Origin of the sequence: Segnochrobactrum spirostomi, assembly GCF_009600605.1 — a bacterium.
In the GTDB taxonomy this organism is placed as follows: Bacteria; Pseudomonadota; Alphaproteobacteria; order Rhizobiales; family Segnochrobactraceae; genus Segnochrobactrum; species Segnochrobactrum spirostomi.
This window is the reverse complement of sequence record NZ_VWNA01000001.1, coordinates 2307222-2329128: the sequence shown is the minus strand read 5'-3', so window position 1 is coordinate 2329128 and position 21907 is coordinate 2307222. Positions and strand designations below refer to the sequence as shown.

At 63.9% G+C, this 21907-nt stretch carries 24 protein-coding genes and 2 pseudogenes; 11 read left to right on the top strand and 15 right to left on the bottom strand.

The features are described 5' to 3' along the window. The first annotated feature begins 108 nt into the window (after positions 1-108). The 3 genes from F0357_RS10515 to F0357_RS10505 all read left to right on the top strand — a co-directional run bounded on the left by F0357_RS10515 (position 109) and on the right by F0357_RS10505 (position 2350). Entirely contained in the window at positions 109-570 is a 462-nt protein-coding gene (locus F0357_RS10515) for a hypothetical protein (RefSeq protein ID WP_153480869.1), read from the top strand. Positions 571-632: 62 nt separating this feature from the next. Next, entirely contained in the window at positions 633-1919 is a 1287-nt protein-coding gene (locus tag F0357_RS10510) for a hypothetical protein (RefSeq protein WP_153480865.1), read from the top strand. A 113-nt stretch (positions 1920-2032) separates the two neighbouring features. Beyond that, complete coding sequence (locus F0357_RS10505) at positions 2033-2350, top strand: transposase (RefSeq protein ID WP_153480863.1); 318 nt, start codon at positions 2033-2035, stop codon at positions 2348-2350. 533 nt (positions 2351-2883) lie between these two features. Here F0357_RS10505 and F0357_RS10500 read toward each other — a convergent pair. The 3 genes from F0357_RS10500 to F0357_RS10490 are packed head-to-tail and all read right to left on the bottom strand — an operon-like array spanning position 2884 to position 4483. Then, entirely contained in the window at positions 2884-3228 is a 345-nt protein-coding gene (locus tag F0357_RS10500; RefSeq protein WP_153480861.1) for a hypothetical protein, read from the bottom strand. Then, positions 3225-4124, bottom strand: coding sequence for an ImmA/IrrE family metallo-endopeptidase (locus F0357_RS10495; protein WP_153480858.1), 900 nt, complete (start codon positions 4122-4124; stop codon positions 3225-3227). The genes F0357_RS10500 and F0357_RS10495 overlap by 4 nt, the downstream gene beginning before the upstream one ends. Continuing rightward, positions 4121-4483 carry a helix-turn-helix domain-containing protein gene (locus tag F0357_RS10490; protein WP_153480856.1) on the bottom strand — a complete coding sequence of 121 codons (363 nt, stop codon included), beginning with the start codon at positions 4481-4483 and terminating at the stop codon, positions 4121-4123. The genes F0357_RS10495 and F0357_RS10490 overlap by 4 nt, the downstream gene beginning before the upstream one ends. A gap of 121 nt (positions 4484-4604) precedes the next feature. On the opposite strand from F0357_RS10490, the gene F0357_RS10485 reads away from it, so the two are divergent. From F0357_RS10485 to F0357_RS10470, 4 genes are read left to right on the top strand one after another with little or no spacing between them, the layout of a single operon-like run. Next, complete coding sequence (locus F0357_RS10485) at positions 4605-5099, top strand: multiubiquitin domain-containing protein (RefSeq protein ID WP_153480853.1); 495 nt, start codon at positions 4605-4607, stop codon at positions 5097-5099. Beyond that, on the top strand, positions 5096-5476 hold the full coding sequence (locus F0357_RS10480; RefSeq protein ID WP_153480851.1) for an E2/UBC family protein: 381 nt from the start codon (positions 5096-5098) through the stop codon (positions 5474-5476). The genes F0357_RS10485 and F0357_RS10480 overlap by 4 nt, the downstream gene beginning before the upstream one ends. Further along, entirely contained in the window at positions 5476-6873 is a 1398-nt protein-coding gene (locus tag F0357_RS10475; RefSeq protein ID WP_153480848.1) for a ThiF family adenylyltransferase, read from the top strand. Before F0357_RS10480 ends, F0357_RS10475 begins: the two co-directional genes overlap by 1 nt. Continuing rightward, the gene (locus tag F0357_RS10470; RefSeq protein WP_153480845.1) at positions 6873-7262 is read left to right on the top strand and encodes a ubiquitination-like system serine protease family protein; all 390 of its coding nucleotides are present in this window, start codon (positions 6873-6875) and stop codon (positions 7260-7262) included. Before F0357_RS10475 ends, F0357_RS10470 begins: the two co-directional genes overlap by 1 nt. On the opposite strand, the gene F0357_RS10465 is transcribed toward F0357_RS10470, so the two are convergent. The 9 genes and pseudogenes from F0357_RS10465 to F0357_RS10430 form a co-directional block, all read right to left on the bottom strand. Then, positions 7232-8167 (bottom strand): ImmA/IrrE family metallo-endopeptidase, encoded by a 936-nt coding sequence (locus F0357_RS10465; protein WP_153480842.1) that lies wholly within the window; start codon positions 8165-8167, stop codon positions 7232-7234. The genes F0357_RS10470 and F0357_RS10465 overlap by 31 nt on opposite strands. A gap of 29 nt (positions 8168-8196) precedes the next feature. After that, a complete protein-coding gene (locus F0357_RS10460; RefSeq protein WP_153480840.1) occupies positions 8197-8676 on the bottom strand; it encodes a helix-turn-helix domain-containing protein in 480 nt (159 codons plus the stop codon). Between the two features lie 11 nt (positions 8677-8687). Further along, a complete protein-coding gene (locus F0357_RS10455; protein ID WP_153480837.1) occupies positions 8688-9311 on the bottom strand; it encodes a GNAT family N-acetyltransferase in 624 nt (207 codons plus the stop codon). Beyond that, complete coding sequence (locus tag F0357_RS10450; protein WP_153480835.1) at positions 9308-9517, bottom strand: ribbon-helix-helix protein, CopG family; 210 nt, start codon at positions 9515-9517, stop codon at positions 9308-9310. Before F0357_RS10450 ends, F0357_RS10455 begins: the two co-directional genes overlap by 4 nt. Before the next feature lie 412 nt (positions 9518-9929). Continuing rightward, positions 9930-10271: a hypothetical protein gene (locus F0357_RS24495; RefSeq protein WP_246161422.1), complete on the bottom strand. Its 342-nt coding sequence runs from the start codon at positions 10269-10271 to the stop codon at positions 9930-9932. 348 nt (positions 10272-10619) lie between these two features. Further along, positions 10620-11102 (bottom strand): annotated as a pseudogene (locus tag F0357_RS25485) (TniQ family protein); the annotation flags it as partial. Further along, positions 11099-12013, bottom strand: coding sequence for a TniB family NTP-binding protein (locus F0357_RS10440; RefSeq protein WP_153480830.1), 915 nt, complete (start codon positions 12011-12013; stop codon positions 11099-11101). The gene F0357_RS10440 and the pseudogene F0357_RS25485, both read right to left, overlap by 4 nt. Then, positions 12013-13938, bottom strand: a complete 1926-nt coding sequence (locus F0357_RS10435) for a TnsB C-terminal domain-containing protein (RefSeq protein ID WP_153480828.1) — start codon at positions 13936-13938, stop codon at positions 12013-12015. Before F0357_RS10435 ends, F0357_RS10440 begins: the two co-directional genes overlap by 1 nt. Further along, on the bottom strand, positions 13925-14620 hold the full coding sequence (locus F0357_RS10430; protein ID WP_208948284.1) for a TnsA endonuclease N-terminal domain-containing protein: 696 nt from the start codon (positions 14618-14620) through the stop codon (positions 13925-13927). Before F0357_RS10430 ends, F0357_RS10435 begins: the two co-directional genes overlap by 14 nt. Before the next feature lie 96 nt (positions 14621-14716). On the opposite strand from F0357_RS10430, the pseudogene F0357_RS10425 reads away from it, so the two are divergent. The 4 genes and pseudogenes from F0357_RS10425 to F0357_RS10410 form a co-directional block, all read left to right on the top strand. Continuing rightward, positions 14717-15457, top strand: a pseudogene (locus F0357_RS10425) (ATP-binding protein); the annotation flags it as partial. Positions 15458-15898: 441 nt separating this feature from the next. After that, positions 15899-16816 (top strand): l-ornithine N(alpha)-acyltransferase, encoded by a 918-nt coding sequence (olsB, locus tag F0357_RS10420; RefSeq protein ID WP_153486641.1) that lies wholly within the window; start codon positions 15899-15901, stop codon positions 16814-16816. 75 nt (positions 16817-16891) lie between these two features. Then, the gene (locus F0357_RS10415) at positions 16892-18040 is read left to right on the top strand and encodes a DNA recombination protein RmuC (protein ID WP_153480818.1); all 1149 of its coding nucleotides are present in this window, start codon (positions 16892-16894) and stop codon (positions 18038-18040) included. Positions 18041-18066: 26 nt separating this feature from the next. Continuing rightward, complete coding sequence (locus F0357_RS10410) at positions 18067-19011, top strand: 2-hydroxyacid dehydrogenase (RefSeq protein ID WP_153480815.1); 945 nt, start codon at positions 18067-18069, stop codon at positions 19009-19011. 100 nt (positions 19012-19111) lie between these two features. Here the strand turns inward: F0357_RS10410 and groL are convergent, their stop codons facing one another. From groL to F0357_RS10395, 3 genes are all read right to left on the bottom strand, one after another. Next, a complete protein-coding gene (groL, locus tag F0357_RS10405) occupies positions 19112-20755 on the bottom strand; it encodes a chaperonin GroEL (protein ID WP_153480813.1) in 1644 nt (547 codons plus the stop codon). Between the two features lie 56 nt (positions 20756-20811). Further along, positions 20812-21099: a co-chaperone GroES gene (gene groES, locus F0357_RS10400; RefSeq protein ID WP_153480806.1), complete on the bottom strand. Its 288-nt coding sequence runs from the start codon at positions 21097-21099 to the stop codon at positions 20812-20814. 246 nt (positions 21100-21345) lie between these two features. After that, entirely contained in the window at positions 21346-21621 is a 276-nt protein-coding gene (locus tag F0357_RS10395; protein WP_153480802.1) for a helix-turn-helix domain-containing protein, read from the bottom strand. Positions 21622-21907 lie beyond the last annotated feature (286 nt).

Here is a 21907-nt window from a genome sequence, read left to right as displayed (position 1 = left end):
TTTGTATCGCCGCGCTCGAGCACACCATTTTCAGAATTCCGCTACTCGGCGCCTCTAACGGTGAGATATAGACATAGTCAGACGTCACATACTCAAGTAGCGAATCCAATGAAAGCCGCAGCCTCGACACTGTCGCTATCCGCCTTCCCGCAGGACGAGCATCGCTGGGAAGTTGTGGGATACGGCAAGATTCGAGCACCCACAGAGGCCGATGAGGCGGCGTGCGAGATTCTCATCGCGAAGTCCGGCTGGGATAAGTTGTCTTGGACCGAACCCGCACTGGTCGAGACCCGGTCGATCTGGCTCGGGCTCGGCCAGTTGCCGCTCGTCCCCATAGGGAGCACTTGGCAAAAGGGGGTCTGTATCGCGGACTCCAAGCGCCAGCGAAAGCGCATCGTCATCACCGGAGTGACCAAGAAGTGGCCGTCCGATCAGTTGGGGAGGATGGTTGCCTATCAGGCAGTTCCAAGGGCGCCGTGGACGCCAGCCTATCCAATCGGAACCGGAAGCGACATGCCGCTTTTTCGGGTCACCGCCGCAGACGGCGGGGCGCTTTGGGTACCCCCCTAGAACTAGCGCGGGCCTTTTTCGGGGTTTCGAGCCAATGGTTACGCGTGATGATCGAGGGCCGCATGCGCATCTGGCCCGAACTCAAAGGGCGGATCATCGATCCCGACCGGTGCGGTCGCACTAAGGATAATAGTTCGCTTCAGCTGTGGGCCTACCGCCGGCTTGACGAGGTGGACGTTCTAGCAGCCGCACGTGTCTGCGCAGATACCGATATCCGCCTGAGCTTCGAAGAAGTCGCTCAAGGATTGCGACGCAATGGGATAGGCCGGGCTCCCACCCATGTCCGGATGCCATTTCCCTTCTGTCGGCCGAGCACCTGGACAATCGAAGAATGCTGGACTGGCACTGAGTACGCTGGCGGGCACGTGAAGAAGCGGCGCCTAATCACACGTATCCTCGACATCGAATATGACCTCGGCGTTGATCACATCCGTGTATTGTATCCAGGCAGCACCGAAGCAGGAGAAGAGGACACCAAGCCAGGTCGAGTACGATTGCGAGCGACGAGTGACGTTAGTGAGCACCTGCATGTGCTCACTGGTCAAGCCAGCTGGTCGGCGCTAGGTGTATTAAGAAGACCCTCTGCAAATCGCCGAACATCTCAGGCCTGGACAATTGAGCACGTGGCCGTCGAACCTGCAGAGCGCGATACCTACTCAAATCAATCAGTCGCTTTGGACGACATGATCAGCCTCGCGACTACTGCTGGCCACGGCACAAGCGCTGAGCGCGGTAGCAGTCTAGCGGTTAAGTTGAATATCATAGACAAATCTCAGGCAAAGATGGACGCTGCTAGACCACCACTGACGCGCATATCTTCTACGATATCGGCGCTGCAAATACTTTCGGTTGAACTCGGACATCAACTAGAAATTGTACGTCCGAGTGAGCAGCCCGGGTGCAACCTTATAGATGGGTTATGGCGTTACCCTACTGGCAGCGGCACAAGCGGTCTGAAATGGACAACAACCAACGAGGGACGTCAGAGGCGAGCACTCGTGGCTCGCCTCCAGCGTGACAGAGGCTGGGTCTATTTCTTTGAATCAGAGCACCTCGAGGTTGGGATCGAAGATACTTATAAGAATAAGCCTCATGCATTTGCGCAGGATGGGTATACTTCTCTTTGTCTTCTCTTACCGTCAGGGGGTGATCTACTATCCGCCGACATGATCAGCGACATCCTGCGGGCCAACGCCGCCGCCCGCGGTGTGTGGCAGCGCGCGTTGGCAATCCCCATGACAACAGTACGACGCAATAACGCTTGGCTGGAGAATCATGGCGCTTACGCCAAAGCCATCGGTCGAGCACTTACGCGTCTGGAGTTAGGCCCTGAAAAGATTTCCCGTTAGTTCCGGCGTACTATGCTTATCTTCCATAGCATCCAAGGTAAGCAGGTGTCCTGCCCACACCTTTCGCCTGCGCAACTGAGGGGGGATGCTCCGAGCCTGGAGGGCTTGGACACATGACGATTTCAGAGCTTACGCTTAAATCGAGCGCCGATGAGCCGGTGCGGCGGTTCGAGGTTTTCACCGGCGCGGGGCACCGCCGGGAGTGGGCTCCCGAGGAGAAGGCGCGGATCGTCCCCGAGAGCTTCCAGGCTATAGCGACGGTGAGTGAGGTGGCCCGGCGCCATGCCTTGTCGCCGCAGCAGTTGTTCACCTGGCGCCCGGAGACGCGTAAGGCGAGCGAGACGGTTCCGGCGTTCGCGCCGGCGGTGGTCGCGCCGGCGGTGGTCGCGCCGGAGATTGCTCCCGCATCGAAGCCTTCGGCTACATGCTGACGGCCGAAGCGGCGTGGCCAGCACCGTCGCGCGCCGGCGATCGAGGTCGACGTCGCCGGCGTCAAGGTGACAATCGAGGACGGGGCTTCGCCGTCCACGATCGCAGCGGCTATCGGCTTTGAAGGCTGGATCATGATCGGCCCGAGCGGCGCGGTCCGCGTCATGGTGGCGACGCGGCCGGTTGGCCCCTTCTATGTGCTGTCCCCTTCCCGCGTGGGATCGTCACCGGATGGCCGAGACGCCGGGGGCTCGGGCGGCCCGCGGGCTGCGTAGCGCCCAGTTCCGCCAGGGGCGCGGCTGATCTGCTATTCTGACTTCAGTCAACAAGTATACTGTCTGCCGGAGCAGACTGCGGCCTGCGGGCAGCGCAATCGGCTGATACAAGAAACACGATGGCGTCGAAGGCGGCGAGCTGAGCGGTGCGTTCGCTGGCATAGACCCGCCGGGAGGATCGTTTGTAGCCGGTGGCCGGCCTTTGGATGAGACCATGCCATCCGCCGTCACGCTCGAAGATGGTGACGTGGAATCCGCGATCACTGATGACCAGATTGCCCTGGAGCGACCGGCGCCACGCTTTGCGGTCGGGCCAAGCGGCACGCCGCCGGGCCGCATTCTTCAGCGCCGCCTCGCGCCGCCGCGCGTTCCACGTTTGCTTCCATGTGGCCGGCGCAGATGCAGCCGCAGTGCAGAATCTCGGGGTAGTCCGCGTGCTGCATGGCAGGGACATAGCGGATGTCCTGCCGCTCGCACATCTCGCAAACGGCATCCGGGGCGCCCAGGTCTTCGATGTCGATGCAGGTCCAACCTTTGTGGGGAACGCCGGGCATCGACCATTTGCCAAAGTGGCAGAAATCCAGTGTGTCGTCGTGTTCGGTCATGGGCGAAAGCGCGGCGTCCAGCGCGCCTCCATGGCTTCGTCGGACTCGTCGAAATCGTCTTCGTCGCGATAGGTGTCGTCGACAAGCTGTGCGCAAGAGAGAACGGTCAGCACACGATCGTAGCGGCCGAGATCGACGACCTGTTCGACCGTGCGCACGGCGCGCTCCCCGCCGAACCAGTCGAGTATATCGGTCTCGGTTTCATCGCGGTGGCCACGCCGTTCCGCGGCCGGCCGAGCGGCGATCGAAGCCGTGAGCGTTCCGGTCGGCAGGGGCGCGCCCTTGCGGAGCCAGCTCTGTCCTTTCAACCGCTTCAGTGCCTCGGACTTGAAACAGTAGTCGACCTGGCCCTGCCGGCTGACGACGATGGCGGCGGCATCGTCGGTCTCATTGATATACCGGATGGCGGATGCGGTCAGCGAGGCTTTTGCCTCGCCGCAGATGGCCTCGATGCTCGGCAACCCTTCCTGCGCTCGCCGCAGGATAGGCCCGATGAGCGAGGAGGGCATCAGCAGACCGGCCGAAAAGTAGTCTGCCTCGCGTTCGTAAGGATCATCGGAGACGAATCCGGCCCTCGAGCGATGCGCCCCGTCGTCGAAGGGGATATGGTCTAGATGGCCATCCACGAAATAGTGACCGAACTCATGACCGATGCTGAACCGCTCGAAACCTTCATTGTCAACATGGGTGGCGTACATGATACCGAACTGGTCGCCGTAGCGTAGCAGCATGCCGGACACGCCCTCGGTCTTGCTTTCCATCTCGCGGAGGTGGATGCCCACGGCCTGAGCCAGCGCTTCCAGGTCGACCGGAAGCGTCAGCAGCGTGTGCTCCTTGAGCACAAGTTCGGCGCGCCGCATGAGCTGCTTCTGTTTCAGGTCGGGGTTGCCAGTCATTTTTTCCCAGCCTCCTTGTCATGCTTCTCGGCGAGGAAGCGCATGAAGTCGGCGGCCTGCCGCCGGTTTTCATCATTCAGCTTCTGCATGTCGCGGTAGAGCGGATCGGCCTCGGCCGCGCCCTCGGGATTGTCCGTGCGTCCGAGCAGGAAATCCGTGGTCACGCTGAGCGCGTTGGCCAGTTTGCGCAGGCTGTCGAAAGACGGCTTGCGGGTGCCGGCCTCGAAATGGGCGATGGAGCTGGGCGGCAGGCCGCTCTCCTTGGCCAGGGCGGCCTGGCTCATCTGCCGCAGGCTTTCACGCGCAGCCCGCAGTCGTTCCTTGAAGATGTCCGATGGCTTCTCGTGCTCTATGGTCATGGCGATTTCGACATGGTGATCTTGACGCTTTGCGAGCGCCCTCCTATATTCTCGACATACATTGCATGTCGAGGTCGCCAATGGCAAGGACCTCGCCGCTTGACAGGCACAGGAGGCCATCATGGCTGCAGAGCAGAACGGACACGACTACGGCGCCTTCCACATCAGCGTGGGCGATGCCGACCTGAATTTCCGGCCGGTGCGGATCGACGATCCTGTTCCGACCGGCCGGCAGATCCTCGAAGCCGCCGGCGTGCGCATCCCCGAGGAACATCTGGTGTTCCAGATCCTGCGGGACGGCGAGCTCGAAGAGCTGCGCCAGGACGAGACGACCGACCTGCGTGGCGGTCGGGTCGAACGCTTCCTGATCTTTCCGGGGGCCGAGTCCTTTCGGATCGAGCTGGACGGTCACGTGCTGGAATGGGGCGCCTGCGCGATCAGCGGGCGGGTGTTGAAGACGCTCGCAAAGGTCGATCCGAAGACCTACGGCGTCTGGCTGGAAGTGCGTGGCGCCGAGGATCGGCCGATCGGCGACACCGAGCTGGTGCGGCTCGACGGCAAGGGGCTGGAACGCTTCTTCACCGGCATCAGCCAGACGACGGAGGGCGGGGCATGAGCTTCCTCCCGACCGCCGACCGGCGCTATCTTGAGGAGCGGGGCCTGGCCTTCCGGGAAGTGGAGGATGGCGGCCGCAAGGGCGTCATCCTGTCCGGCTTCGCCCTGCCGGCGGCGAAATTTCAGGTCGTCGCGGCCGATATCCTGATCCTCCTTCCGCGCGGCTATCCCGATGCGCCTCCGGATATGTTCTACGCGCTGCCCTGGCTGAGCCTCGTGCAATCCAGCCGCTATCCCAACTGCGCGGATCAGCCCCAGCAGTTCGAGAGTCAAAAGTGGCAGCGATGGTCCCGGCACAACAATAACTGGCGGCCGGGCGTCGACGGCATCTGGACCATGCTCAAGCGGGTCGAACAGGCGCTGCAGGAGGCCGCGTGATGCATCTCGATGTGACCCTGCAGGCGCGTCATGCCGAGGCGCTGCGCGACCTACTCCAGCGCCCGGACGGGATCGAGGCCTCGGCCTATGTCCTGTTCGGGCGCAACGTCGTTGGGATGGACCCCTGGTCCCGTCGCCGGCGGCTTCGGCTGGTTTCCCATGAGGTCGTTCCGGTGCCGGCGGGCGACGAGATTTCGGCGAGCGCCCGGCATATCACCTGGTCGACGGCCTCCTTCGTCAGTCTGTGCCGGCAGGCGGCCGAACGGGGTCTGCTGCCGGCGATCGTGCATAGCCATCCGGCCGGCATGCGGGCATTTTCGCGGCAGGACGACACGAACGAGCGCGATCTCTACCGGTTGCTGCGCAACCGCAACGGCGCTGACGCGATCATGGCGAGTGTGCTGCTCGCCGGCGGCGATCATTTCTTGGCGCGTGCCTGGTTCGATGACAAGGAACCCGTCGCGGCCGACATCGTTCGAAGCGTCGGCTCCCGGCTGCTCTATTTCGGCGGCGAGCCCGGCGACTCGAACCCGGCGCTGGTGCGTCAGGCGCTGTTGTTCGGCGATGCCGTCAACGGCCGTCTGGCGGCGATGCGCGTGGGCGTCGTCGGCTGCGGCGGCACGGGCAGCGCCACGGCGATGCTGTTGGCCCGGCTCGGCATCGGTCAGCTCGCCTTGTTCGACGACGATATCGTCGAGACCTCCAACCTGAACCGCCTCCATGGCGCACGCCGGGCGGATGCCGACGCCATGCGGCCGAAGGTCGAGGTGCTCGCGCGGGAGATCACGGAATTAGGCCTGGGTGTGCGTGTCCACACCCATCGCGGCTGGATCGAGGATGAAGCCGCACGGGATGCGCTGAAAGCCTGCGACGTGATTTTCGGCTGCACGGATGACCATGCGGGCAGGATGTTTCTAAATCGCCTTTCGCATTTCTATCTGATCCCGGTGATCGACATGGGGCTCGCGATCGAGCCGGCGTCGGCGGGCATGCGTGACATGTCGGCGCGGGTCACGGTGCTGACCCCGGGCGCGCCATGCATCTCCTGCCGAGGCATCGTTGACCCGAAGGTGGCCGGTGAGGAGGCGCTGCGTCGGGAAGCGCCGGAAGACTACGAGCGGCAGAAGCGTGAGGCCTATGTCCGCGGCGGTCAGAATCCGGCGCCGGCCGTGGTGACCTTCACGACCGAAACGGCGGCGCTTGCCGTCAATGAGCTGCTGCAGGGCCTGACCGACTATCGCGCGGAAGGGGGTTGGGCCTGGGAGCGGGTTCGGCGGCTGGACCGCGGCATCGAGCGGAAGCGCGGCGCTATCCAGTCGCCGCACTGTCCGATTTGCGCGCGCGAAGACTATTGGGGCCGGGGCGACATGGACCCCTTCATGGATCGGATCAGCTGATGCGCGTCTTTAGCCACCTTTGCCGCTGGATTGCCGAGCAGTGTCGGTTGATCGGCCGCACTGATCTGGTCACGCGGGTCAGCCCCCGGCATCCGACGCCGGACCAGCTCCAGACGGGGTCGCTGGTCGTCGTGCGTGACGGCGCCCTTGATAAATGGGCCTGCTTCCGCTGTCCGGGCGGATGCGGCGAGAAGATTCAGCTCTCGCTGAGCCAGGCGCGGCGCCCCCGTTGGTCGGTGCGCTTCGACTGGCTGCTGCGGCCGACGATCGAACCCTCCGTGCGCCAGCTTAACGCCTGCGGCTGCCACTTCTGGGTCAAGCAGGGTCAGGTCCAATGGTGTCGCGATAGCGGTCACCTTCAGGTGCCGAACCGGACCAATGGCGCGTAGGGACGTTGATAGACCCCGAGGGTGAGCGTCTGGTACCTGTTGCTGAAGCTCTCGAACCGGAAGACATGGGCATCGCCATTGTCGTCGGTGAGCACAATTTCGGCTTCGCCGAGCGGCCCGGCTCGCTGGGGCTGGCAATAGCTGGCGACGAGCTTGAAGACTTCGACTTCGCCCACCCCACCGAATCCGGCGGCAAAGGCCGACGAGCGCACCAGATGTTCGCAGGGCGTGGCCGGATCGAACTCAGCCGACCGGCGCGCCGGGTGCGGATGGCCGGAAATCATGCCGACAATCGGCAGAGATACGCCCCAGGTCTCGATAGAGCGCCAGAAGGTCGTGGTGTAGGTGTTGCCGAAGACCGGCTTGAGCGCGCGCACGGCTTCGATGGAGGGCGCGTGGTCGCGGGCTTCGGCAGTGAAGCGGTCTCGGAGGAAAAGCAGGCGGCCGGCTGCGAAATTCGCTTCGGCCTCGATCTGGTCATGACAGTTCTGGTTCAGGGTGAAACGATCGTCGCCAAGCATGGCTCCATCGTGCCAGGGGATGATGCTGTGGCCGATCTCATGCGCTTCATGCCAACGGTGCTTCAGCTCGGGTTGCGATTGATCGAGCAGGATGCGCTTGTTGTCCGGAAGATAGAGCGCACGCAAATCGAATTTGGCGACGGCCTCGAAGAAGAGCATGGGACGCCGGATGATCTGCTTGCTCGCCATGCGCATGCGGCTGATGACCTCATCGGCAAGAGACGGATCATCTTTCCGGAAATAGGCTAGATCGAGCGAGAGCAGATCGCGAACGACCCGGAGGTCGAGCGGTGGTTCGGGATTCCCGAGACGCGCCAGGACACGCTCGACGCGCTCGTCGATTTCATGCTGGGTTTTGCGTCTCAGGATGTAGTTCCGAGCCATCGTGAACTCCCCGGGCTGCCGGCCGCCCGTTACTTCGCCTTGTCGCGCAGCACGGAAACGAGGCCGTCAAAGGCGGCCTGCTCCTCGGCTGTCAGGGCTGTGATGGCCGTAGACCGTGCCGCATAGCGGACAGCTTCCTCGATAGCCTGTGTGTCCTTCGGGGAAGCCAGTCCCGCCAGCTCCATCAGTCGAGCCTGCGATACATCGAAGACCTCGGACAGCCGCCAGATCGTGCGCAGCTCAGGCTCGTGACCGCCGTCCTGCTCGATGCTCATCAGCTCGCCGACCTCGATGTCGGCGTCATCGGCGAGCTTTTCGATCGACCAGCCGCGCTGGCGGCGCGCCATGTTGACAAAGCGGGCGAAGGCCAGACGGGTTTCTTCGCCGCGGAGCCAAAAGGCTTCGCCCGGCACATGGGGACGGGCGGAAAGGGGGCCTGCGCTGGGGGTCGACGTCTCATCGAGCGCCGCCCTGGCGAGGGCCCAATCAGCTGTGATGCTGTAGGTCATTGCGCTTCTCCTCATAAGAACGTCCTGGCTTGCTCCGTCGTGATCTCGAAGTAGGGTAGCAGTCCACGATACTGGTTCGGATCGGTGCCAAGATTGGTGAAGCCGCAGCGTTCGTAGAACGCGACCGCCTGCGGCAGGGAATGAAGGGCGACACGACCGTGGAAGCCTTCGTCGAAGCTCCTCTGGATCGCGGTCCGGATCAGCACCTGACCGATACCGCGATAAAGCGGCGGATCGGCATAGGGTTCGTTCCAGTTCCAGGGCGCGATTTCGAGGTAGTCGATATAAACGAGCGGCTTGCCCACCTGCCCGTCAAGACGCGCCAGGCGGCTCGCCAGATCGAGCCGCATCATGCCCTGGGTCACATCCCTACAGATAACGCTGTATCCCGTGTGGCCGAGCAGACCGCGCACTTCGTCGATCTTTGCGCGCCAGTCCCAATGCCAGCTCTGCGGCCAGTCGAGACCCTGCCGGGTCACCCCGTTGTCGGCAAGACGCCGCAGATAGGTCTCCAGAGTCCGGCGCCACTGGAATTGCCAGTCCAGCAGCTGTCGCTCGCCGATCGTATCGAGCAGTTCGGCCTCGACAGGCTGGCGCGAGGACGCGTCGATGATGAAGACGGAATACGATGTCATAGCATCATGATTTCCGACTTTTCTCTCGTCTGGTCGTCCTCGAAATACAGCTTGCCGCCGCGCTCCACCCGGGTATCGATCATCTGGTAGAGCCGCAGGGCTTGCCGCATCAGGCCGGTCTTGCTGAGGTCCTTCTTGGCGCACAGCGCCTCAAGGGCACTCATCTCCGCCTCGGTGAGGTTGAGTGTCATGGTCTTCTTGCTCATGGCGATCCCCGTGGAGGTCGCTATGATGTAGCTATTTTATGCGCATTTGTCAATCATAAGATAGCTCTAAATTAGCTACATTATGATTGACGTCGCCCGGCAGCATGAGAGGCGGCGGGCCGTCGTCTTCGTCGATGAGCGCTGGCAGCCATGGAGGAAGCCGACGGCGCACTGCGCGTGGCTCGCGGCCTGGAAGATGAAGCGCTTGTCGTCTTTCGGCGCCTTGAGCAAGCTCGCGATATAGGCGGCGTGCTCGTCGCATGGCTCCGAAGCAATCGACGCCGCAGCTTCACGCCTCAATGACGCTGCTGCTGCCTATAGCGCTGAAATTTGGTCAGTCCGTCATCGGCCCGCTTGGTGCGCGGCGCAGCACGGCTCCTCTAAAGGTTGCGGGCTACTTAGGTGAGCGCGATCACAGACGATTATTAGCCTCCACCTGCATGATTGCATCTACGGCCTCGCAGTCGCCGATCAACCGCACGAGCTTGGCCTTCGAGATCGGACCGCCGATGCGGTCAAGATAGGCAAGTGCTGCTCGAATCTCCACTTCGGATGGCTTATAGGAACCTAGGGAAAGATGCTCATTTACAATGCTTGCAAGGGCGTAGGGGGGGCAGGGGTCATCGTGGATGATCCAGCTTCGCCACATCCTTGCCTCGCGACAGGCCTCGACCAAACGAGTTGGCCACTCTTTCAGAAGTGGCGCTACAAGATCGACGAGTCGGTAGCGATCATGAACGCTGAAATGCTCCAAACTGCGCCCGCTGCTCCAAGGAAACGGGGAAGGATCGCCTCCGTACCGCCGAGCTACAACACGACGGAGAGCTTCTGAGCGCGGACCATGCGCCAAAGCCTTGGCAATGATGCGCAAGGTCTCGAAATAAAGATGGCTCCAGCTGAAGATATTCTCTCCGAGATAACCCCAGCCACGTGCCAGAATGGCTGACGCATGTGCCTGGAGCTTAACAACGCGCCGGCCGGCTCTGACGCGCGCGCCCTCGCGGAGGTCGGCGCCGCACCGTGAACAACTGCATATAGCCAGAGATCTATGTGGCTCTACCGTACCGCCACACTCACCGCACCGATCTAGAAGCTTCACACCATGCACCGCGCAGCATGTGACGAACCCTATGCGCCAGGCGCGCTTGAAATAGGCCGTCTCGGCTAAGCATGCTGGGCAAAACTGCAGACCGGCTAAGTTGCGGATGCGGTGCCACACTCCGAGTTGCAGGACCCAAGCGTTCCTACCTCCAGGGACATAGCTTTCCACGAGCGAACCGTCGAACGCAGCGAGCGTAGTTCCCCAGGCTCGATCGATGGGAGTGTCGGTCTTGGCGGCCATTCCGCCAACCACCCGCGGGTCGGCCAAGTTATCGATATCGCGAGTCAAGACAGGAGGGGTTGATTGCCACGTCATGTGAGCCAGCGTGTAGGGCTTCAGCTCGAGTCCTTGTGCGGCGCGCAAAAACCACGACGACAGCAGCTCATCGTGACGAGGCTGAGGTCGAAACGGCCAGGGGCGCGCCTTCGTAGGGTCGGAGCTCTCCTTCCACCTACGGAAGATGGCCTCGACTTCTGTGATCATCTAATGAGCCGGATTAGCTTATCCGTAATGCATTCTTCCCCGCTGTCGACCGCAGCCAATGCTGCGTCATAGAGGATGTTGGAAAGTTCGCCGATTACGCCTTTGGACAGTGCATACAGCCGCTCAGACAGACCCGCCTCAGACAGGTCACTAGGCCGACGAAGGGGTATGAGTTTACCGTAGGCGCGAAGAATCCGACGCCATTCGCCATCCATCTTCATGCGTTCCAGCTTTAACCGATTGAATCGCCGGTTGAGCTGATCCTCCTTCTGAAAGACTTGGTCCACACTCTCGGTGCCGGCAGCGACGATCGGCACGCCGGTCTCGTTGGTCAGGTTCTTGATTAGAACGTTAAAGTGCAGGCGCTTGTCGAACCGACCTGACAACGCGTTGTGAAACTCGTCCATCAGCATGACTCTCACGCCGCACTGGGCGATAAGTCGGCGGACCATCAGCTCCTTTTGTGCTAGCGCCATGGAGGGCGAAAGCCGCATACCAAACTCAAGCAGGATGTTGTTGTAGAGCTTTGCCTCATCTCCCGCAGGTGGCGTCTGAAATCGGATGGCCGGCAAGACCACCCATTCACCGGCACCGTCATGATCCTCGCTCTCCACGCGTTTCGCATTGTCGGCGCGGACGCGGCTTTCCCAGCGATTTAGGATCGTTGATTTTCCAACGCCGGACTCGCCAAAGATCAGAAGATTGCGCGGACGGATCGAGGGCGGCGTAAGGAGGTAGCGATCAAGCGTCTTGAAGACATCATCAGCCGCCCGATGCCCAATCCAAAGGCTTGGCCACCGAGCGATGATCCGCTCCTCTAACGGGAGATGAGCAAGAGCCTGAGCCTTTGGATGCAAGTGCCCCAGGTCGGCCTCCGTCGCGATTTTGGCAGGGATCGGAGGGCGTTCCATTAGATGTCCAAATCGTCATAGTCGTCCCCAGCCTCGTCTGGTGCAGCCGTGGGCGTTATTACATAGGTCGTGCTACTCGGATCATGAGGCGACGGCCCGCTGCGGGCTATCGGGATGACCTGCTCGGCGCGCGCAGCAGTCGCCGCAATGATGATCTGCTCGCGCGCGATCGCCGCCCCCTGGCTGCGCCGGCGTTGGTTCTCGCGTTGCGCTTTGCGGGTCAGCTTGCCTGCCTCTTCAAGCAGCGCCTGCCGTTGGCGCCGTTCTTTGCAAGCGTCGAATATCTCAAGCTCTGTGAACGCACGCCGGCCTTTCTCTTTGAACTCTGCCCTCAACGCACGGAGCTCCCATACACTCATCGGCGGTCCTTCCGGGTGCCTATAGGGAACCGTCAGATAGCGTTTGTTATCCGGGTCCCAGACATAGGCGCGGCTCACGTCTCGCGAATCCCGCCGCACAGTAAAAGTCTTGCCCTTATGGCGGGAGTACCGGTGGCGCATCGCGACCAGTTCGTCGGAATCGTAACTAATTTTGTCCCAGCGGATCCCATAAGTCTGCAGTGTGAGCATCTTAAACGGCAGGAGCTCAACACGTATTTGCTCGAGATTAGCGGGCTCCTCTGGTAATTCCCGCACCTGCACTCCATCCTCGAAGAAGCACGAACGCCATTTCTGAAGTGGCGTCAGCCCTCCAAGCGAGGCATGCACGGTATTCATGTATTCTTTCAGAACGCTCAGAAGGTGTAGCTCGAGCTCTTGCAACGTAAGGCTCGCCGTCTTGGCACTGTCGCGCGTCTTACGCTCAACGACATTGGAGCCAGTTGCGCCTGGCGCTGATTTCACTTTCCTGGCGAGCGTGCCGAAGAATCGCTCGATGTGCGCGCCAAACTGGGGACGTTTGACGGGCCTATTCAGGAGCTCCCGATCCTCCTGAGAGAGGAACCGGCGAAGCATTGTGCCGCGGAACTCCTTGGCGTTGTCCGCCATCACGATCAGTGGAAGTCCCCATACCGGCCAAGTCATATCCACGCCTATCGCGCGAAGCCAAGGCTCCTTACGGGTGATGGAGTGGAAGACTGCCGCCCCGGCAACGCTGGCTGAAGGATCATCCAGGGTGAGTACGTAGCCCGTAGGCATACAAGTGTGGGTGTCGATGGCCATCGCAAGCCATGGACGGCCGATCGGGATGCGGTAGTTATCGTCCACGATCTCAACGTCGTAAGGCCAGTAGTCTATCTGAACGCAGGAAAGGGGCGCCGTGCCAAATGGGAATTTTCCCATCATTTTGGATTTCGCATCTCGCGCCGCCCGCTTGCCGATACGGCGCTCAATCACCAAGACCGGATCGAGAGCTTCAATGTGACGATAGACTGTGGGTAAGCTTGGAGACGGGAGCTTTGCGTCAGCAAACGCCGGCAGTAGGAAATCGTCGTAAAACTCTTTGACGTTCCGTTGCTTGCGATTGAGGTACTCTTTATCGATTAGGAACGAAAGCAAAGCATCCCTTTCGTCTCCTAATCGACTGCGCCCTCGGCCGCCTGATCTCCTTCCCGGCAGGAGGCTCACTGGATCCCCGTTCCACTGATCCAACCGTCGGTATACGGTCGCGCGGCTGACCCCGAGCATTTCAGCAGCCGAGGCGACGACCGCATCGCGCCCACCTCGCTCGGTGCTTTGGTCCAGGAGTGGGCGCAGCGCGTCGCGCCATCGGTAGGCCAGTTCAATTTCGGCCGGGGTGCAATCGTCGAAGTGACGCTTGACGTCTAGGGTATTTCCATCGCGATCAACGTCACCCGGCGCAACGAGGCGGACGTCGCCGCTCTCGAAGCGGACAAGGAAGCGATTGAAATCCAGGATCCTCACAAAGCGGCCAACTCGACCACCGATTGAAACCTGCTCTCCAACGCTGAAATTAATCCGTTTCAAGCGCGGCCTCCTCGGCAATCACGTCGGCCCACCATCTCACCCTCGTCTCGTCACCGATCGGCGCAGCGAGATCTGCGACCAAATATCGCATGCCAAGCATATGTAGCAGAGCCTGCTGTGCGGTGTCGCGTAGGAGCCCGTCCGCGACGAGAAGCTTCCTAACCTCACTTAGGGAGCGACTGGCCACTCCGGGATAGGTGAGGATTGCGCGAACGGTTGATATGATGTCTTGGGAAAGCGGGCGCCGCATGGCCGGGCCGATCAGCGCGGCATTCGCCTGCCTAGGGCAATAAATGCTGCGGTCGGTGATCACGCGGAAGCCGACTCCCCTTGCCTCAAAGTACGCCTTCGCGGCACGGTACTTGGGAGCAAGCTTTTCATAATCTTTTTTAAGCACAGAACGCGGCTTTACTTCAAAAATCACCCTGCGCTTCCCATACGGGAAATACACGTCATCCCACCAGATAGCAAGTACATCAGGCGTGTATCGACGTCGACGCCCATCGACAAAAATATCAATTGTGATTGGCTGAGTTACAACCGCCTCAATCTCGTGATCTATCTCCAGAAAAATGAGAAAATCGCGCTCAAGCTTCGACTCATAGTGAAGCTGTCGTTCCGGAAATCGCGTCGGCAACGATCCGGTAATTGAACGATGGCTGGGCGGGATAATTCGGGTCACCGGCGACCTCCAATCGTGTCGCATTCGCTGCGAAAAAAGGCGATCCCGTCTCGCCTGATTTGAGAACTATGGTCCGCCATTTCGGGGCCAACGAGGAGAACGAATCGGCACTTCATCTCATTATCTCCGAAAAATCACATCGGCGGCGGCCTCCGGGCCCGGCCCGGCGAGGTCTCGCTCGCCCACCACGGCGTGCTGTTCCTCGACGAGTTGCCCGAATTCCACCCCCAGGTGCTCGACGCGCTCCGCCAGCCCCTGGAGAACCGCGAGGCGGTGATTGCCCGGGCGAACCATCGCGTCGCCTACCCGGCCTCGATCCAGCTCGTCGCCGCCATGAACCCCTGCCGCTGCGGGCTCGCCGGCGAACCCGGCCACACTTGCCGGCGCGGGCCGCGCTGCGCCGCAGATTATCAGGCCCGCCTCTCCGGCCCGTTCCTCGACCGCGTCGACCTGCGGATCGAGGTGCCGGCGGTCTCCGCCGCCGATCTCACGTTGCCGCCGCCGGCAGAGGGTTCGGCCGAGGTCGCCGCCCGGGTCGCGGCGGCGCGGGCGCGGCAGACGGCGCGGTTCGAGGCGCTCGGTGTGCCGGCGCGTCTCAACGCCGAGTGCGGGCCGAACCTCATCGAGACGGTCGCCGAGTCCGACGCGGCGGGCCGTGCGCTGATCGCCGGCGCGGCCGAGAGCCTCCGTCTGTCCGCCCGGGGCTATCACCGCGTGCTCAAGGTCGCCCGCACCCTCGCCGATCTCGACGGCGAGGATCGCGTCGGCCGCCATCACCTCGCGGAGGCGCTCGCCCTGCGCTCCGCCGGCCCGAGCCTCGCCGCGGTGGCGGCTTAGGGTTGCGAACCACGCCGAAGGCGCGTCCGCATACCCCCCGCGCACGGGCGGGCGCACGAGATGCTGCGCCGTCGCAGTTGTCATAGAAGTGTCGGCAAACTATGTTTTCTCGGTGAGTCATGCGCGGAGGCTGATGAGGCGCCGCGCCGCTGCGCGGGTCGAGATCCGGCCGACCCGACGTGAACGCGCTCACCGACGGGCTGGGCGTAGACGGGCTTTCCGCACCGACCGGGCTGCGGCGAATCGCCCGCGAGATCGGCCCGCGGGAGGGAACGCATGAGACGATCGGAAAAGTCCGAGCCCCAAATGCCGCCGTTCCTGCCCCAGGCTCTCGCCGAGCATGTGTTCCCGCCGGCTGCGACCAACGCCGCGGCCAAGACCGGGACCGATCCGGCGCCCGGGCCGCTGCCCTTCCTGAAGGGCTTCCCCGCCGGCTTCCCGATGCCGCGCCGGGCCGACCACGGGACCGGAGCGGGCCTGCGCCGCTTCAACGCTCTTCCTGGCCTCCGCCTCCCCGGCACCCGCCTGCTGCCGCTCGATCCCGAGGCGCCGACGCTCGGCCGACTGGGCGATCTGGAAGTGCGCCTTGCCCGTACGAAGGGGGAGATCCGCCGCTCCCAGAGCGTTCGCTACCACGTCTTCTACGATGAGATGTCGGCCATCGCCGATGCCGTCACCAAGACGACGCGGCGCGATTCCGATGCCTTCGACGCCATCTGCGACCACATGCTGGTGCTCGACCATGCGGCCGCGCCGAAGCCGTTCCGGCGCAAGAAGCCGCAGGTCGTCGGCACCTACCGGCTGCTCCGCCAAGAGATCGCCGAGCGCCACGGCGGTTTCTACACCGCCTCCGAATACGATATCGCGCCGATCATCCAATCCCATCCCGGCCACTCCTTCCTGGAGCTCGGCCGCTCCTGCGTGCTCGCGCCCTATCGCAGCAAGCGGACGGTGGAGCTGCTTTGGCACGGGGTCTGGGCCTACACCCTGCAACACAGGGTCGATGCCCTGATCGGCGTCGCTTCCCTCGAAGGGACCGATCCCGACGCCCTCGCGACCCCGCTGTCCTTCCTGCACCACCATTGCCGCGCGCCGGATGAGTGGCGGGTGCGGGCGCTTGAGAGCCGCTATGTCGAGATGAATCGGATGGCGAAGGACACGATCGACACCCGCGCCGCGCTCCATGCCCTGCCGCCGTTGATCAAGGGCTATCTCCGCATCGGCGCCTACATCGGCGACGGCGCGGTGGTCGATCGTCAGTTCGGCACCACCGACGTCTTCATCGTGCTGCCGGTCGATCGCATCAACACGCGTTACATCAACTATTACGGCGCCGACGCGAGCCGCTACGCGAGCTGATCCCGCCGCCCCTCCCCGCCCCCGCCCTGCCCGCGATCCCGGGCGGTACGACGGCGAATCGGGTAGAAGGGGGCAATGCAGGACATCGTCTTCTCGATCGCCGAAACGAGCGTCTCGGGGTGGCCTCTGGTCGCCGCCGCGGCGCTCGCATTGCTCGTCGCCGGTCTCGTGGGCGCCGCGCTCGCCCGGGCCGGCGGCCACGGCGAGAGCGACGAAGCCCATGAGCGGCTCGAGGCCCTGCAACGCGCCCAGGAGGAGACCGCGGTCCGCCTCAAGACGATGGCGGAAATCTTCGGCTCCCGGCAATCCGACCTCGCCCGCGCCCTCACCGACCGCCTCGACGGCCTCGGTCACCGCCTCGGTCAAACCATGACCGAGGGCACCCAGGCGACCCACGAGAACCTGCGCCGCCTCGCCGAGCGCCTCGCGGTGATCGACAAGGCGGAGCGCACCATCGGCGATCTGACCGGCCACGTCCGGCAGCTCGAGAGAATCTTTGCCGACAAACAATCGCGCGGCGCCTTCGGCCAGGGCCGCATGGAGGCGATCGTCCGCGACGGCCTACCCGAGGGCACCTTCGCCTTCCAGGCCACGCTGTCGAACGGCACGCGGCCCGATTGCGTGGTGCGGCTGCCGAACGGCCAGCCGGTCCTCGTCATCGACGCGAAGTTCCCGCTCGAGGCCTGGAGCCGCGTGCGCGCGGCGGAAACGCCGGATGCCACGAAGGCGGCCGAGGCGCAGTTCCGCCGCGACGTGATGAAACATGTCGAGGATCTGCGCGCCCGCTACCAGATCCCCGGCGAGACCCAGGACACGACGCTCCTCTTCATCCCCTCGGAATCCCTGTTCGCCGAACTCCACGAACGCTACGAGGACGTCGTCGCCAAGGCGCTCGCGGGCCGCGTGGTGTTCGTCTCGCCCTCGCTCCTCATGCTGTCGATCCAGCTCGTCCAATCGATCCTGCGCGACGAGCGGATGCGCGAGCAGGCCCACCTGATCCAGTCCGAGGTGCGCAAGCTCGTCGAGGACATCGTGCGGCTCGACGAGCGGGTGCGCGCCCTCGGCAAGCATTTCGGTCAGGTCACCAACGACATCGACCAGATCGTCATCTCGACCGACAAGATCGCCCGCCGCGGCAACCGGCTCGAAAGCCTCGAGGTCGACGACGGCCGCACCGAACGCGCTGCCTCGCCCGCCGAGCCCGCCGCCCGCCGCGCGGTCTGAGACACCGCGCCTCCTCGGAGCCCCCGATGACAATCCTGCTCGCCATCACCGGATGGGACCTTGCGCCCTGGGAGGCCGAGGCCCGCGCCGCCCTGACCAACCGGACGATCGCCGTCCACGGCCGCGACGCCTACGATCCCGCCGCAATCGAGTACGCCCTCCTCTGGAAGCAGCCCCATGGCGCCCTCGCGGGGCTGCCGAACCTCAAGGCCGCGCTCTGCCTCGGCGCGGGCGTCGACCACGTCCTGGCCGATCCGCTCCTCCCCGCGGTGCCGATCGCCCGCACGGTCGATCCCGACCTCACCATGCGGATGACCGAATGGGTGGTGCTGCAGGTGCTGTCGCACCATCGCCGGCAGCGCCTCTATCTCGACCAGCAGGCGCGGCGGGTGTGGGCGAGCCCGCCGCAGGAGGCGGCCTCCGCCGTCCGGGTCGGCCTGCTCGGCCTCGGCGAGCTCGGCCGCGACGCTGCGGAGGTGCTGGCGCGACTCGGCTTCCGCGTCGCCGGCTGGGCGCGAACGGCACGGACGGTCGCAGGTGTCGAGGTGTTCCACGGCGTGGAGGGGCTCGCCCCCTTCCTCGCCCGCACCGACATTCTCGTCACGCTCCTGCCGCTCACGGCGGAGACGCGCGGCATTCTGAATTATCGGCTGTTCTCGGGGCTCGCCCGCGACGGCGTCCTCGGCCCGCCGATCCTCGTCAATGCGGGGCGCGGCGGGCTCCAGATCGAGGCGGACATCCTCGCCGCCCTCGACGACGGCACCCTCGGCGCGGCGACCCTCGACGTCTTCGAGACCGAGCCGCTGCCCGCGGCGAGCCCGCTCTGGGGCCATCCGAAGGTGACGATCACGCCCCATGTGGCGGCCGATTCCGGCCCCCGCGAGATCATGGCCCTCGTCGTCCGCCAGATCGCGCGCCTCGAACGCGGTCTGCCGCCGGAGCATCTCGTCGATCCCAAGCGGGGCTATTGAGCGCCTGATACCTTGCCTGAAATGCAGAAAGGGCGGCCACGGGGCCGCCCTTTCCTTTTGTCTTCTGCGAAGCCGGGCGGGCGCCCGGCCGCGGGATGGATCAGAAGTCCATGCCGCCCATGCCGCCCATGCCGCCGCCGCCCGGCATCGCCGGAGCGTCCTTCTTCGGCTTCTCGGCGACGAGAGCCTCGGTGGTGATGAGCAGCGCGGAGACCGACGCGGCGTCCTGAAGGGCCGTACGCACGACCTTGGTCGGGTCGATGATGCCGGCCTTGATCATGTCGACATAGGTCTCGGTCTGGGCGTCGAAGCCGAAGGTGGCCTCGGACGATTCCAGGATCTTGCCGACCACGATCGAGCCTTCGACGCCGGAGTTCTCGGCGATCTGGCGGATCGGCGCCTCGAGGGCACGCAGCACGATCTTGATACCGGCGCGGATGTCGGCGTTGTCGGTGGTGAGGCCTTCGACCGCCTTCTTGGCGCGGAGCAGGGCGACGCCGCCGCCCGGCACGATGCCTTCCTCGACCGCAGCGCGGGTCGCGTTCAGGGCGTCGTCAACGCGGTCCTTCTTCTCCTTCACCTCGACCTCGGTCGCGCCGCCGACGCGGATCACCGCGACGCCGCCCGCGAGCTTGGCCAGACGCTCCTGGAGCTTCTCACGGTCGTAGTCCGAGGTGGTCTCCTCGATCTGCGCCTTGATCTGCGCCACGCGCGCCTCGATGTCGGACTTCTCGCCCGCGCCGTCGATGATCGTGGTGTTTTCCTTGGAGATCGAGACCTTCTTGGCCCGGCCGAGCATGTCGAGCGTGACGCTCTCGAGCTTGATGCCGAGGTCTTCGGAGATCACGGTGCCGCCGGTGAGGATCGCGATGTCCTCGAGCATCGCCTTGCGGCGATCACCGAAGCCAGGCGCCTTCACGGCCGCGATCTTGAGGCCGCCGCGCAGCTTGTTGACGACGAGCGTGGCGAGCGCCTCGCCCTCGACGTCCTCGGCCACGATGATGAGCGGGCGGGACGACTGCACCACGGCCTCGAGCACCGGCAGCAGCGGCTGCAGGGAGGAGAGCTTCTTCTCGTGGATGAGGATGTAGACGTCCTCGAGGTCCGCCAGCATCTTCTCCGCGTTGGTCACGAAGTAGGGCGACAGGTAGCCGCGGTCGAACTGCATGCCCTCGACGACTTCGAGTTCGGTGTCGAGCGACTTCGCCTCTTCGACGGTGATGACGCCCTCGTTGCCGACCTTCTGCATCGCGCTGGCGATCATCTCGCCGATCTCGCGGGCGCCGTTCGCCGAAATGGTGCCGACCTGGGCAACTTCCTCGGAGGTCTTGATCTTGGTCGAGCGGCCTTCGAGGTCCTTCACCGCCGCAGCGACCGCGAGGTCGACGCCGCGCTTCAGGTCCATCGGGTTCATGCCGGCGGCAACCGCCTTGGCGCCTTCCTTCACGATCGCCTGGGCGAGAACCGTGGCGGTCGTGGTGCCGTCGCCGGCGAGGTCGTTGGTCTTGGAGGCGACCTCACGGACGAGCTGGGCGCCGAGATTCTCGAACCGGTCCTCGAGTTCGATCTCCTTGGCGACGGTGACGCCGTCCTTGGTGATGCGCGGGGCGCCGAACGACTTTTCGATGACGACGTTGCGACCCTTCGGGCCGAGCGTCACCTTCACGGCGTTGGCGAGGATATCGACGCCGCGCAGCATGCGGTCGCGGGCGTCGGAGCCGAACTTTACGTCTTTGGCGGCCATGGATCAGATCCTTCCTGGCTCGAGGTCTCGTTGAATGAAGAAGCGGACGCGGGAGATCAGACGATCACGCCGAGGATGTCGCTTTCCTTCATGATGAGGAGGTCCTCACCGTCGATCTTCACTTCGGTGCCGGACCACTTGCCGAACAGCACGCGGTCGCCGGCCTTCACGTCGAGCGGAACGAGCTTGCCGGCCTCGTCGCGGGCACCCGGGCCAGCGGCGATGATCTCGCCCTCCTGCGGCTTCTCCTTGGCGGTATCCGGAATGATGATGCCGCCCTTGGTCTTCTCCTCCGCAGTGATGCGGCGGACGACGACGCGGTCGTGCAACGGACGGAAAGCCATGTTTCGTCTTCCTTCGTGGGTACCGATCGGGCGCGGATTCCGCCGGCGCACTCTGCTGCCGGGCGCGGACCGCCGATGAAATGCCGGGTTAGCACTCGACATTTCTGAGTGCTAGCCCGCTCGCCATGTAGGCGTCGCACCCCCGCGAGTCAACAGCGCAACGGCGCCCCTTTTCGATCGGAGTTTCGAAGAACGGCTTTCTCCGCCCCGCCGGCCAGCGTAGGCGCGGGTTCCCGTCGTTCGCCGTCAGGCCGCGATGTGCATCTCGACGTGGAGACCCGCCGCCGTCGCCATGTCGACCAGCGTGTCCAGGCTGAAGAGGTCGATCTTGCCGCGAGAGGGATCGGACACGCGGGGCTGGGTCACGCCGGGATGAAGCGCCGCCTCGACCGGCGTCCAGCCTTGCGCCTTGATGCGCCGATCGAGCGCCATCATCAGCGCCGAACGCAGCGTCATAGTCTCGGCCGCGGCCTTCGTGTCCTCGACGGCGTCGCAGACACTGGCGAAGCGCTCGTTCGTCATGATCGTGCTCCTTCGCGCAGACCGTTTCAGTGTGCTCTCGCTATCGCGAGTGAGGTGCGCCGCTGCCTCATCTCGTCGGACAATCTTTGGGCGACGGTCCGCCTCCCTCCGATTGCACCGCTCTCGCGAACGCAGTGTTCACTCTCGTGTGCGTGGCCCCGGTGCGTCCTTGAGACTAGGTCTGTTGCGCGGGGCTCGGGGGGCTGCCGCCCGGCCATCCGGCCCGGAGAGAATTCATCAGACGTGGCACGCCGGCCGCTCGGGCCGCCTTCGGCGCCACACCACA

Excerpts from the sequence above, each read along its gene's own strand:
- F0357_RS10515 (WP_153480869.1), top strand. The coding sequence starts at position 109 with ATGAAAGCCGCAGCCTCGACACTGTCGCTATCCGCCTTCCCGCAGGAC.
- F0357_RS10510 (WP_153480865.1), top strand. The coding sequence starts at position 633 with ATGCGCATCTGGCCCGAACTCAAAGGGCGGATCATCGATCCCGACCGG.
- F0357_RS10505 (WP_153480863.1), top strand. The coding sequence starts at position 2,033 with ATGACGATTTCAGAGCTTACGCTTAAATCGAGCGCCGATGAGCCGGTG.
- F0357_RS10500 (WP_153480861.1), bottom strand. The coding sequence starts at position 3,228 with ATGACCGAACACGACGACACACTGGATTTCTGCCACTTTGGCAAATGG.
- F0357_RS10495 (WP_153480858.1), bottom strand. The coding sequence starts at position 4,124 with ATGACTGGCAACCCCGACCTGAAACAGAAGCAGCTCATGCGGCGCGCC.
- F0357_RS10490 (WP_153480856.1), bottom strand. The coding sequence starts at position 4,483 with ATGACCATAGAGCACGAGAAGCCATCGGACATCTTCAAGGAACGACTG.
- F0357_RS10485 (WP_153480853.1), top strand. The coding sequence starts at position 4,605 with ATGGCTGCAGAGCAGAACGGACACGACTACGGCGCCTTCCACATCAGC.
- F0357_RS10480 (WP_153480851.1), top strand. The coding sequence starts at position 5,096 with ATGAGCTTCCTCCCGACCGCCGACCGGCGCTATCTTGAGGAGCGGGGC.
- F0357_RS10475 (WP_153480848.1), top strand. The coding sequence starts at position 5,476 with ATGCATCTCGATGTGACCCTGCAGGCGCGTCATGCCGAGGCGCTGCGC.
- F0357_RS10470 (WP_153480845.1), top strand. The coding sequence starts at position 6,873 with ATGCGCGTCTTTAGCCACCTTTGCCGCTGGATTGCCGAGCAGTGTCGG.
- F0357_RS10465 (WP_153480842.1), bottom strand. The coding sequence starts at position 8,167 with ATGGCTCGGAACTACATCCTGAGACGCAAAACCCAGCATGAAATCGAC.
- F0357_RS10460 (WP_153480840.1), bottom strand. The coding sequence starts at position 8,676 with ATGACCTACAGCATCACAGCTGATTGGGCCCTCGCCAGGGCGGCGCTC.
- F0357_RS10455 (WP_153480837.1), bottom strand. The coding sequence starts at position 9,311 with ATGACATCGTATTCCGTCTTCATCATCGACGCGTCCTCGCGCCAGCCT.
- F0357_RS10450 (WP_153480835.1), bottom strand. The coding sequence starts at position 9,517 with ATGAGCAAGAAGACCATGACACTCAACCTCACCGAGGCGGAGATGAGT.
- F0357_RS10440 (WP_153480830.1), bottom strand. The coding sequence starts at position 12,013 with ATGGAACGCCCTCCGATCCCTGCCAAAATCGCGACGGAGGCCGACCTG.
- olsB (WP_153486641.1), top strand. The coding sequence starts at position 15,899 with ATGCCGCGCCGGGCCGACCACGGGACCGGAGCGGGCCTGCGCCGCTTC.
- F0357_RS10415 (WP_153480818.1), top strand. The coding sequence starts at position 16,892 with ATGCAGGACATCGTCTTCTCGATCGCCGAAACGAGCGTCTCGGGGTGG.
- F0357_RS10410 (WP_153480815.1), top strand. The coding sequence starts at position 18,067 with ATGACAATCCTGCTCGCCATCACCGGATGGGACCTTGCGCCCTGGGAG.
- groL (WP_153480813.1), bottom strand. The coding sequence starts at position 20,755 with ATGGCCGCCAAAGACGTAAAGTTCGGCTCCGACGCCCGCGACCGCATG.
- groES (WP_153480806.1), bottom strand. The coding sequence starts at position 21,099 with ATGGCTTTCCGTCCGTTGCACGACCGCGTCGTCGTCCGCCGCATCACT.
- F0357_RS10395 (WP_153480802.1), bottom strand. The coding sequence starts at position 21,621 with ATGACGAACGAGCGCTTCGCCAGTGTCTGCGACGCCGTCGAGGACACG.